The sequence below is a fragment of the Dysgonomonas sp. 520 genome (assembly GCF_010501095.1).
Lineage (GTDB): Bacteria > Bacteroidota > Bacteroidia > Bacteroidales > Dysgonomonadaceae > QVMP01.
In genome coordinates this window covers 30,488-43,105 of the sequence record NZ_QVMP01000026.1, presented here as the reverse complement: position 1 = coordinate 43,105, position 12,618 = coordinate 30,488, and the positions used below count along the sequence as shown (strand labels likewise).

Genomic DNA, 12,618 nt, shown 5'->3' with positions numbered 1-12,618 from the left:
TTCACTACGTTCAACATGACAAAAACTCAAAAATTAAGTATAATTTAAAAAGTCTAGATGACTTCAATAAATTGAAGTCGTGTTGTCTTCATTTTATAAAAACAGAGAAACCTACAGAATTAACAATTTTGTAGGTTTTGTATTTAGTAAAAAATTATAATTTTACTTCCGACGCAAACACACATGTCTGATATAACTTTAAAGATAATGAAAAAACTTATTTGCTTAATTTTATTTAGTTGTATATTTCTGACAATGAACTCACAAGAAGAAATATTAGATATTGATTATGCCGAAATAAAAGAAATTATATCTGATCCCGAAAATGACTTTTTCTATCCTGCTTTATTGAAAAAGTATAACGATTTTGATAGCACATTCACCATGATGGAATATGCCATTGTTTATTATGGATTTTCTTTTCAAGACGATTATATAAAAAATATGCCTGACGAAACCCGCCTGAATCAATTGGCAAGAACGGAAGATTTTCAGAAAATAATTGAAGAATGTGACCGGATTCTTGCTAAAAATCCGGTAAGTTTAAATGCAAATCTTCAAATAAGCTACGCCCTTTTCAAACAGGGAAAACCGGAACAGGAATGGCGAAAGTATCAGCAAAGATACAGGGGAATAAGAAATGCTATTGTGTATAGCGGCGACGGACTGACTGCGGAAACTGCCTTCAAAGTGATATATATTTCGGACGAATATAACATCATATCCACTTATTTTAATATACCGAAGGTGCATAGCCAGGCATTGAAAGGTTATTGCGACTATTTTGAAATAGATGGCAGCGAATACTACAAAGCAAGTGGAATGTATTTCGATATTTCACGGAAACTCATTCGCCAACAGGAAATTATAGAAGAAAAGAATTAACGGGAATCAGTAGTTGAGATACACTTCTCCCTAAGAGGGTGTCCCAAAAGTAAATTTCAATGTCTTTTTGTCATCCTGAACAAAGTGAAGGATCTGTTTTTAGAAAGTACAGATTCTTCGTTGCACTCAGAAACAACGTTCGAGGAGCGAAGGCGACTCAATGACAAAATCAGTAACACTTTGATAGTGTAATCTTACTTTTGGGACACCCTCGTGGGTTTGTAGGGGCAGGCTTCTAGTCTGCCCGAAAGTAGGGGCGAAAAATATTTCGCCCGATATCGTTGACATGAGGGCGTAAAATCTTACGCCCCTACTAGGAAGACTATTGTACAATAAAAACCAACGTTTTTGTTATAATAAACTCAAATACTGATTGGTATAATTAACGGGATGTAGTATTTTAATACCACTGAGGGTCGTAGCTTGAAGCACGGTTGCGTTGTTCGTATTTCAGGTCTTGAAGCATGGTCGAATTTACACGCAGGGTAACAAAATAAGACTTGTAAGGCCCCATTGGTATAAAGCTTCCCGAAAGGCTCCAACAGTGCAAATTGCGGGAAATATTGCAGCTCATATAAGCAAATTTCTTTTGATCGAAATCGTATGTCGTATTGAAACTGAAATTCCAGTTTTTGGTTGGTTGTATAGCTCCATTGATACCGAGGCTGTGCGTGAATCTGCCTTTAAATTCCATCTTTTCAGTATCAAATTTACCATAACCGTAATTCATGGAATAATTTGCCGATAAACTCCATTTTATACTGTTTATGATATATCCATCCGCATCATACTCGTTATTGTCAGCCTTTTTGGTCAGTAAACTTTGACGGGATTTGTCTTCTCCTGTTTCCGTATCGTCGAGGTTTTCATCTTCGTCTGCCAATGGATCATCATCTTTTTTATCCTTATCTTTATTCTTCCCAAACCATTTACTGAAAGTATCCTGATTTATGCTGGGAGATATTGAGTATCCCGTACTTTTCAATCTTCCTATTGTTCCGTATTTGTTGATACGCAATTGATCTTTCTTTTCGGGATTTCCGTTCTTATCAACACCATATACATACGGGTCAAAAGTGGCGTTGAGGTTCACTGTCATTGATTTCGACAGTTTCAGGCGCAGGTTGGTTGATATGTCGCTCCATTTATATTTTTCTGCCATCATGTTGTAGTAGAAAGATATTCCCAGATTATCAACAATGCTTTTTGTAACGAGCGAGTCGTTCGAGTTTTTCACTTTCGCTTCAATGTTGTTCTGAAAGTTGAAACTTATATTTCCCGATTTACCCGAATTCGGGCCTCCGAAAATGCCATTCGACCAGGGAGAGTATTTGTGCTCTTGCCTATCGCCATATTTGTCGATGTAGTAATATTTTTCGTAGAAACCATATCTTGGGTCGCTAAAGTCGGGGTTTCCGCTGATGGAAATACTTGGCGTGAACACATGCCTTATACGTTTTATACCAAACAGATTGAATAGCGGTTCGTAGAAACCATAAAGTTTTGTCTGGAGGCTCAAGGCAAAGTTATAATCAAAAATTCGCTTGAAATTGTAGGTTGTATCGGCAGCTACGTGGCTGCTTCCGTTCCACATTTGTTTCACTCCGCTTGTATACCATCTTTCGTTGTAAGTAAACGATGGTGTGATGTTCAGATAATTAAAAACAGTGAATGAGGCACTCACAGGAACCGAGTGTTTCATTGCTTTCTGCCAATCTTTTTGCAGGCTCGATTTGAAAAACCGGTCTTCCTTGGTTCTGATGCTGTTTCTGAAATCGCCGGAATAACTCATGGATATTTTTTCGTACCATTTTTCATCTCCCACCACGTTTTTGCGTTTAAAGGGATAGATGCGAGACAAGGTCATTGTCATATTCGGCAGGGTAACAGCTATTGACGAGTCCCTTGTAGATTGGTTGATGCTCATGGAAGCAGACAAGCTAAAGGGAGAGTTAGGGAAACGTTGAGTAAGGTTTACCGTAGAACTGGTAGATCCATCCGTTACATTATATTGGTTGTCCAATTGGTTTTTGTCGTAACTGTTGGTTCTGAAACTCACACTGGCAGACAAGGTACGATACATGTTTGCCTTTGGGTCTTGACTGTGCGACCAGTTGACGGTAAAGTCTTTCGATCTGTAATCGTTTGCCGGGTCGTCCGTTTCGTGTTTTGTACTTAGATACGTTGCATTGAACGAACCTGTATATTTATATCTTTTTTTGTAGGTCGATTTAGCGCTCAATCCCCAAGTTCCCTTAGTCCATATTTCACCTGTCACGGCCAAGTCTACATAATCGTTGATGGCAAAATAATATCCTCCATCACGAAGGGCAAATCCACGGTCTAATTCGTCTGCGTATGAAGGCATTATAACACCCGACGAATATTTGTTGGTGAAAGGGAAAAAACCGAACGGAAGTCCTATCATTTTCAGAGGGAGGTCTTCAATAACCAAATAAGCGGGCCCTGTTACAACATCCTTTTTAGGGCGAACTTTTGCTTTTGTCAGCATAATGTAAAAGTGCGGATGCTCGTGATCGTCGCAAGTGGTATATTTTCCGTCGGTAATGAAAAAAGAACCGTCTTCGTTGCGTTTAGCTCTTTCGGCGTTTATATATCCTTCGCCTTGTTCGGTGATGGAGTTGGTTGAATATCCTTTTTTCGTTTTGAAGTTATATCTCATTGTCTTTGCTTCTACCGACTGCGATCCGTCGGAAAAAACAGGATAGCCAAATTCCACGCCTGCCGTGTCAATGCCGTAAATAGCTGTGACAATGCTGCTATCCATGCTCATTTTTATGTTTTCCGATTTTAGGTCGATCGACTGATAAGTAACATTTCCTTCTCCGTACAAATATCCCCAATTGCCCGACGTGAACACGATAGAGTCTTTTGCCGAATAGCTGACAGGCGCATCAAGCCCGTCTTTTTTCTTTTGTATGCTATCTGTGGGAATACTGTCCGAAGGTATGGAGTCGATAACCGATATGGAATCGGGCATTCTTGTCTGTAAGGAATCGTCGAATAGAGCCATTAGATTGCTGCTTCCCGAAGCGGAAGAAAAGGCAGCAACAAACGGGAGTAGAAAAACAAATACTACAAAAAATATGCTATAATGATATCTCCTCATTAACAGACAATGTGTCTTACGTTTTGAACTGCAAATCTAAGCATTAAATAAAGACCGAAATGCAAAAAATATAAAAATATGAATTAAAGTATGTAGATTTCGGAAAATAGTGTGAATTTATCGGACAAAAAGTGCCAATCTTTTTTAATGTATCACTATACTTCTTTTTTAGAATTTTTTCCTATCTTTGTAGCTTAAGATAATGATTTACAGCCTGCCTCTGTCACTGACTAAGTGACAGAGGTTCTTTTTTATGGCTACTTTCCTGTCTTCTTTTCCGTCGGATTTCGGAGGGAGCTTTGCCCAGATTTTTGTGGCAAAATTCGTTGAAATGAGAAAGCGTCGCAAATTTGTGATCCGTCGATATTTGTTTCAGGGTTTTGTTCGTGTAATAGATTTCATAATATACCGTGTTAGTTCTTCGCTGACGGAGCCACGAATAAGCCGACATGCCAAACGTCTTGCGAAACCGCTTGTTGAATCCCGAATAGCTGTAATTCATCTTTTCTGCTAACAATCTCACATTTAATGTGTTTTGAGACAATTTACGCACTTGCTCCGAGAAATGAAAATCGTTAGACAGATGAGAGCGGAAGAAATCGGTCAGCTCTTCATTCGAGTACGACATCTTCAAAATGCAAATTAATTCCCTGATTTTCAAAGTGTAGAGGACCTCACTACTTATGCCGCTTTCTTCATACATTTGAAGCGAACGGACATAGGCGTGTAGCACGCTATCCATTCTCAGGCAGGATATGTCCGGCTTTTGTTCACATATACTACTGATATTCATAGTTTCAAGATGGACGGAATCAATCAAATTTATTACAATCACCGAACTTTTCTCCAACACTCTGGCAGATAAATGATCTCCCGCAGGCAGGAAAAACAGTCTCGATTCGGATACCGTCAACGAATTTTGCATGTTGGAAGATATACCCAACCGACCTTTCGTTACTACAATAATTCTGCTTTCACCCTCTTTCGTTTCCCAATCGGAACCTTTCTCAAAATTGAGGAATCGTATCAAAGCACTTTCATTCTTATCATTATCCTTCATCTTTTTTATGTTTGTTTAAGTGTTTGTATTAGTGCGTGTTTAACTAATGTATTACAGATTTTTTCAAAACCATTTTTCCGTCTGAACTAATAAGCTGTTGTTTACTAAATGTTTAAAGCAAGATAATCATCTGTATAAATAGAAACTATTTCTGCCTGTTTAACCGATGTTTCACATATTGGAATCTCCGTTTTTATAATCAATTGATAATAAACGTAATAGCATGTCAATTATCGCTCCTCCGTCACTTAGTCAGTGACAGATGGGAAACAGTCAGGCAATCAGATATTTAACACTATTGCCGATTTTCAATTGGATTGAAGCGGAAGTGAGGCAAATTATGATCAAGGCGTTCTTTTTTCGATTTTTTTAAATAAAAAAATGTAGGGCAAATTGCATTTGTCAGGGAATATATCGGGCGTAAGATTTTACGCCCCTACTATCGGGCAGAGCAGAGCCCTGCCCCTACAAACTACCCCCTCCCATCCTGTCGTCGCATGGGATTTGCAATCCCATGCTTGGCTGCTATCCGGATTTTAAATCCGGGAAATAATAACTCCGGGGTTACAAACCCCAGAGAACAAAGGAGGAGTTTGCGCCCGTCAGGTAGAACGGCATCTGCTTCGTAGGCGGGAACACGTTAAGCGAAATAAGGCGTAAAATTGAAAGCTGTTTGAGCGAAGCGAGTTTTTTCAATTTAGCCTGTAAGCTTGTAACGGGTCGCCGAGAAGCTAAGCCTTGACTTTTTGGTTCGTTTTGTGTCAAGACAAAATGAACGAAGGCAAGTCTCTGCAGGAGACGCGGCAGTAAAAAACAGGTCGATTAAAAACAACCGATTGATATTATTTATAAAAACAACACAACAAACAACATTAAAAACTTATGAAAAAGAGCAGTTTAATTTTATTGATTTTTTTAGCCGTTACGGCTCTAAAAGCACAGGTGGGAGTGAACACCGAAAACCCTCAGGGTATCTTCCACATCGACGGGAAAAGAGACACAAATGGTAACACAAATGTCGCAGATGATGTGGTGGTGACATCAGACGGAAATATGGGGGTAGGCACTGTTTCGCCATCCAACACTTTAGAAATCAACAATGGATCATTCAAATATGTAAATGGAAATCAGAAATCGGGGTATGTCCTACAATCTGATGCTGATGGAAATGCAGATTGGGTGATTCAAAAAGCAAGGAGAACGATAGTTGGCGATTTAACGTCATTAACACCAGATCTAACTTCAACATCCAAATATGCGGGAGTAAGCATTACGTTACCGGCAGGCATTTGGCAAATAACTTTTATAGGTACCTATAATGCAGGTAAAACAACTACACCATACAATATTATATGGGACCTAAGCACATCCTCAACAACTAACACCGGTGGTGGATCTTCACGTTCAATTAGCTATGCCGCGAATAATTCAACTGGAAATATTGGTCGTTATTCCACAGTAAATGCCATATATCTGGTTCAACACAGCACAGAAACAACCTACTACATGTGGGGAAATACAACCAGTGGAGTGACAGCTGATTATACAGGAGAAGCACGTATATGGGGGATGTCAATAGACTAAAAATCAAAATAAATAAATATATAGATATGACCGGATATATAAAAAAGAAACTATTTTCTATTCTTACAATATTGCTTGTTGGTATTTATGCAAATGCACAGGTAGGAATAAATACAGAAATGCCACAAGGTGTAGTACATATTGACCCTAAAGGCAATACACTCCCGGATGGAACAAATTCGGGTGATGATATCATTATTCGTGAAAATGGGCGTGTCGGGATCGGGGTTTTATCTCCTACCGCCAATTTGCATATTGTTGGTGATATGAAAATAGCTGATGGTACTCAAAATGCCAATTATGTGTTAACATCTGACAATGATGGATTAGGACACTGGAAACCCAAAACTATAAGTTCTGTTATTTATGGAAATGATGCCAATGCGGCGCTTACAGGCCTTCAACTAATAGGAGGCATCGGTTTTCAATATGTAGGAGTAAATATAACTTTACCTGCAGGAAACTGGCAGGTAATCATGACAAGTGCTTTTAGAAATAACTCCGAAATAAGTGTTTCCATTTGGTGGGACTTAAGTACAAGCGCAACAAGCTGTGATAGGGTGGGAAGAATTCTCAGCAATAATGCTGTTCCGGGCACGGATGCTTATGTTATGGCATCTTATTTCGTAACTCCAACTACTACAACGACATATTATTTATGGGGCAATGCAGTTCGAACTTTAACTTATTCGGGATTAGGCCGTATATGGGCAATTCCACAATAAAAAATAAAATATAATGAAACTACAAATTTTAACAATCATATCAGGCCTATTAATTGCTTTTACGGTAAATGCACAAGTAGGTGTGCATACCGAATCGCCTAAGGCTCTATTACATATTGACACAAATAAAGATACGGACGCAAGTAATATAACAACGGATGATGTTGTGGTTACGGATAAAGGACATCTCGGGATTGGGACAGTTAAGCCTGATACTACGCTTCATGTGGCAGGGACTTTTCGCTTAGTTGATGGAAACCAACAAAACGAACGTGTTCTGCTTTGCGATGCCAACGGGAATGCCAAGTGGGCAGATGCTCCGCGTACGCTTCCTATATATTCGAATCAAACGGGAGTTCAAAGTGTGCACTCCATCCTCACAGGAACAAGCATCACAAAAAATCCTACTTATATGGGAGTATCCATAACCCTGCCTGCCGGAAGTTGGCAGATTACATTTATCGCAACCTACCGAAACCTTACAGTACCCTACGCAAGTATTCTTTGGGATCTGTCCACATCATCAGTATCAATTGTTAGGGATGATGTTGTTCACAACAGACGAGGGATGAGTGGAAGTGGTTTCATTTATACTTATCTCCCTACTTCGGTTGTTTATTTTGTAAATCTTTCTACCACAACTACATATTATATGTGGGCAAGATCAACGCAACTGGATGCAACACAATCGTTACCCTATTCGGGAGAAGGGCGTATGTGGGCCATTCCGTTTGGTGGATAACTTATCTGGTTAAAAGTCTTGAGTTAAAAGTTATAAGAGATTTTCCAACTTTTCATTCTTCATTTAATGGGGATTATCATAATTTAAGAGTTATGATATTATAAAATTCAATAGCAGCTTTTATGCTTACCGAATAAGAATATAAATTTAATGTAACAAGGACATGAATTCATAAGTAATTCGTGTCCTTTGTTTTTGTAGGACAAAGTAAAAATAAACTCCGGATTTTCCCTTTTGAAAAACTATGGCTAAATTCGCAAGGCAATATTATTTTTCTCAAAATTTAAAAGGATAAACTAGAATGGAATATCTTATAATCGGCATATCATTTCTTATTGTTTGCTTCGTAATTTTTTGGTTGCAAAAAAATGCAGCAAGCCAGATGAAAGACTTGAAAAAAGAAAATCAGGCGTTGCGCGACGAAGTGGGCTCGTTGCAAAACAAAGAACTCGAAAATATAAAAGCAATAGCCGAACTAGAAGCTACTCTGTCGGCAAAAGAAGAGTTGTTGAAGTCGCAGCAAGCAGAATTGGCCAATACCAGAGAGCAGTTGAACAAAGACTTTCAGGTTTTAGCCAACCAGATATTGGAGGAGAAAACCCTCCGCTTTACGGATGTCAACAAAAATAATATGGAGGCTATCCTTAAACCATTGAACGAAAAGCTATCGGAATTTAAAACCAAGGTAGAAGAAACATACGATAAGGAATCGAAACAACGGTTCTCATTGGAAGAAAGGATAAAAGAGCTTGTTGCCCTGAATAACCAGATCAGTGAAGATGCCAACAATCTGACCAAAGCGCTGAAAGGCAATAACAAAATACAAGGAAATTGGGGCGAGATGATTCTGGAATCGATATTAGAGAAATCGGGTTTGAAAAAAGGCGAAGAATATTATATTCAGGATTTTATAACCAATTCGGATGGCGAAAGGCTGAAAAACGAACATAACAAATACATGCAACCGGATGTGATTGTGTCTTATCCGGGAGGACGAAAGATAGTTATAGACTCAAAGGTTTCCCTCAACGGCTATGTCCGATATGTTGAGGCAAAATCGGATGAGGAAAAGCTGGTAGCCGAGAAAGAACATATAATGTCCATGAAAAGGCATATCGACGAATTGAGTGTGAAATCATATCAAGATTATATCGACTCACTCGATTTTGTGATGATGTTTGTACCAAACGAGCCTGCCTATATTTTGGCTATGCAACTCGACTCGTCTATTTGGGATTATGCATATAAAAAGCGAATTTTGCTTATCAGTCCTACCAATCTTATTGCTTCACTGAAAGTTGTGTCCGATTTGTGGAAACGGGAGTATCAAAGTCGTAATGCTCAGGAAATTGCAGAACGAGGTGCTAAATTATATGACAAGTTTGCCGGATTTGTGGAAACTCTTCAGGATGTGGGTAAAAGCATCGAGAAAACCCAGCGAAGTTACGAGAAAGCATACTCTCAGCTTAGTACGGGAAGCGGAAATCTCATTCGTCAGGCTGAGATGCTTAAAGAACTGGGAATCAAGTCGCAAAAAGAATTACCTGATACAGATTAGGAAACTTGCATAATTAACATAGGTTAATGAATTATAAATAAAATCGAAATATTATGTTTTATAACATGAAATAGTGTACATTTGTACTGTGTTTTTCATGGTATTAGATTTAAGGTTAACAATTTGAGATTGGGGTTGTCGGGACGACAACCTTTTCTTTTTTATAAGATATCCGCAATTTAGTCTCCGCCGATTATCCGAGAATGATAAAAAAACAAAAATTTTACATACCCAAGCCATTCCCTCTTATTGTATTACTATAAACGAAAGCGATAGGCTTTTATTTACCCTTTCACTTCATTCTATTATGTATTCTGGACAATAAGCATCATTATACTTATTGTATTCTACACAGAATATAATACACTGAATATCAATCGCATGTAAATACAAATTATGCAAATACACTTGCACTGCATCCAAGAAAGTAATATATTAGCAGAAAATACCTAAACTAAATTTTCTATGAGGACTCGTTTTATCCATACCTACGTTTCCGTAGACTGTGTTGTTTTCGGCTTTGACGACGAGCAGTTGAACATTTTGTTGGTACAGCAAAATGAAGGAAACCTTAAAGACCTCAAACTTCCGGGTAGCCTGATATATGACGAGGAAAACGTGGACGACGCAGCCAACAGGGTATTGTTCGAACTTACCGGAATCAAGAAAATGGCACTGAGACAGTTTCGCTGTTTTGCATCCCCCGACAGGGCGAGTAAACCGGAAGATGTAAAATGGCTGAACGTAGAATATCAACCTGATATCAATAGATTGATAACCGTGGCTTACTTGTCTTTGTGCAAAATTAGCCGTAAACTGAATAATGTTTCCAAGTATAAGAAATCGGGATGGGTTCCGATTAAAGATATACCCAAAATGCCTTTCGACCATAATCAGATAGTTGAAGAATCGCTGGGAGAAATAAGGCGATGGATAGAATATGACTCATCTATCGTGTTCGAGTTGTTGCCAACCAAGTTTACGATAAGCCAACTTCATAAACTATATGAGGCTATCCATAATAAAAAGATAGATATAAGAAATTTCCATAAAAAAATAGCGACTATGCCCTACGTTGTTCAACTGAACGAAATGCAGAAGAATGTACCGCATAGGGCAGCTCGTTACTACAAGTTCGACAAAAAGATATTCAATAAAATAAAAACAAATATATAACCTGAAAACATGTACTTATTAGGATACGACATAGGCAGTTCTTCCGTCAAAGTATGTTTGGTGGATGCAAACAGCGGAAAGATCGTTGCTTCGGATTTTTATCCGAAAGAAGAGATGAAGATAACAGCCGTGAAACCCGGTTGGGCAGAACAAGACCCTGCCGATTGGTGGGAGAACCTGAAAATGGCTCATCAGTCGGTTATGACTCAGTCAAAAGTAAAAGCTGAAGATATAAAAGCCATTGGTATCACCTGGCAAATGCACGGTTTGGTGCTGGTTGACAAAGATAAGAATGTGCTTCGCCCATCCATTATTTGGTGCGATAGCCGTGCCGTTCCTTATGGCGAAAAGGCATTCGAAGCTATTGGTGAAGAAAAATGTCTGTCTCATCTGCTCAATTCTCCCGGTAACTTCACTGCATCGAAACTGGCTTGGGTGAAAGAAAATGAGCCTCATATCTATGAAAATATTGATAAATTGATGCTCCCCGGCGATTATATCGGAATGAAACTAACTGACGAAATCGTAATGACTGTCGAAGGTTTGTCGGAAGGTATTTTCTGGGATTTCAAAACGAAAAGCCTGTCGGAAGATGTTCTGAATTACTATGGCATTCCAAAAAGTTTCTTTCCTCCGATAAAACCAATCTTCGGTAATCAGGGCGAAGTCTCGGCGAGTGCAGCAAAAGAGCTTGGACTGAAAGAAGGAACACCCGTAACATATCGTGCAGGAGATCAGCCGAATAATGCACTGTCTTTAAATGTCTTCAATCCGGGAGAAATAGCTTCTACGGCAGGAACATCGGGAGTGGTATATGGGGTGCTGGACACTGTAAATTATGACAAGCTATCACGGGTAAATACCTTTGCTCACGTTAACTATACAGACGAATTAACCCGTTTGGGTGTGTTGCTTTGCATCAATGGAACAGGTATTCTGAACTCATGGCTGAAACGTAACCTAGCATTGGAAGGATTATCGTATAATGATATGAACAAACTAGCTGCACAATCCACCATCGGATCAAACGGTATTTCTATTATCCCATTCGGAAATGGAGCAGAACGTGTATTGGAAAATAAAGAAGTGAATTGTTCTATTCACGGAATAAACTTCAACGTTCATACGAAAGCCGATTTGCTTCGTGCTGCTCAGGAAGGGATTGTATTCTCCTATGAATATGGCATGGAAGTAATGAAAGAAATGGGTATGGATATACACCTTATCCGTGCCGGATATGCAAATATGTTCTTAAGCCCGCTATTTGCTCAAACTTTGGCTAGTGTAAGCGGTGCAACTATCGAACTCTTCAACACGGACGGAGCAGCAGGAGCTGCAAAAGGCGCAGGTATGGGTGTTGGTATCTATGCTTCGAACGATGAAGCATTTGGCTCGCTAGAAAAACTTGCAGTTGTTGAGCCTGAAAAAGACAAAACGGAACAGTACAGAGAAGCATATAACAGGTGGAAAAACCTTCTTAAATGAAGAATATTGTCATCCTGAACGAAGTGAAGGATCCGAAGCAGATTTTTCGTTTCACTCAAAATGACAAAAGAATTAATCAAGCCGATCAATAGTTGAAAAGTGTTCTTTTATATTCGACGAATATACGGGTGGAGTAAAACCCCACCCCTACAATCAAATAGAGTATTGTTGTAGGAGCAGGCTTCTGGTCTGCCCGAAAGTAGGGGTGTAAAATTTTACGCCCGAATATCAGGGCGAATGTTTATTCGCCCCTACAATTGTTATTATCGAAAT

Annotated in this window: 9 protein-coding genes; 7 read left to right on the top strand and 2 right to left on the bottom strand. The window is 39.0% G+C overall.

The genetic code is table 11. The features are described 5' to 3' along the window. The first annotated feature begins 255 nt into the window (after positions 1-255). Positions 256-885 carry a DUF4919 domain-containing protein gene (locus D0T56_RS14240; protein ID WP_163320832.1) on the top strand — a complete coding sequence of 210 codons (630 nt, stop codon included), beginning with the start codon at positions 256-258 and terminating at the stop codon, positions 883-885. A gap of 400 nt (positions 886-1,285) precedes the next feature. Here the strand turns inward: D0T56_RS14240 and D0T56_RS14235 are convergent, their stop codons facing one another. Next, positions 1,286-4,015 (bottom strand): putative LPS assembly protein LptD, encoded by a 2,730-nt coding sequence (locus D0T56_RS14235; protein WP_163320831.1) that lies wholly within the window; start codon positions 4,013-4,015, stop codon positions 1,286-1,288. Between the two features lie 223 nt (positions 4,016-4,238). Continuing rightward, positions 4,239-5,075: a helix-turn-helix domain-containing protein gene (locus D0T56_RS14230; RefSeq protein ID WP_163320830.1), complete on the bottom strand. Its 837-nt coding sequence runs from the start codon at positions 5,073-5,075 to the stop codon at positions 4,239-4,241. A gap of 882 nt (positions 5,076-5,957) precedes the next feature. Between D0T56_RS14230 and D0T56_RS14225 the strand changes: the two genes are divergently transcribed. The 6 genes from D0T56_RS14225 (at position 5,958) to D0T56_RS14200 (ending at position 12,345) form a co-directional block, all read left to right on the top strand. Continuing rightward, positions 5,958-6,659, top strand: coding sequence for a hypothetical protein (locus D0T56_RS14225; RefSeq protein ID WP_163320829.1), 702 nt, complete (start codon positions 5,958-5,960; stop codon positions 6,657-6,659). A gap of 26 nt (positions 6,660-6,685) precedes the next feature. Beyond that, positions 6,686-7,384: a hypothetical protein gene (locus tag D0T56_RS14220; RefSeq protein WP_163320828.1), complete on the top strand. Its 699-nt coding sequence runs from the start codon at positions 6,686-6,688 to the stop codon at positions 7,382-7,384. Positions 7,385-7,397: 13 nt separating this feature from the next. Next, positions 7,398-8,126 carry a hypothetical protein gene (locus D0T56_RS14215; protein ID WP_163320827.1) on the top strand — a complete coding sequence of 243 codons (729 nt, stop codon included), beginning with the start codon at positions 7,398-7,400 and terminating at the stop codon, positions 8,124-8,126. A 301-nt stretch (positions 8,127-8,427) separates the two neighbouring features. Continuing rightward, on the top strand, positions 8,428-9,684 hold the full coding sequence (locus tag D0T56_RS14210; protein WP_163320826.1) for a DNA recombination protein RmuC: 1,257 nt from the start codon (positions 8,428-8,430) through the stop codon (positions 9,682-9,684). A 465-nt stretch (positions 9,685-10,149) separates the two neighbouring features. Further along, entirely contained in the window at positions 10,150-10,860 is a 711-nt protein-coding gene (locus D0T56_RS14205) for an NUDIX domain-containing protein (protein ID WP_163320825.1), read from the top strand. 9 nt (positions 10,861-10,869) lie between these two features. Then, positions 10,870-12,345 carry a xylulokinase gene (locus D0T56_RS14200; protein ID WP_163320824.1) on the top strand — a complete coding sequence of 492 codons (1,476 nt, stop codon included), beginning with the start codon at positions 10,870-10,872 and terminating at the stop codon, positions 12,343-12,345. Positions 12,346-12,618 lie beyond the last annotated feature (273 nt).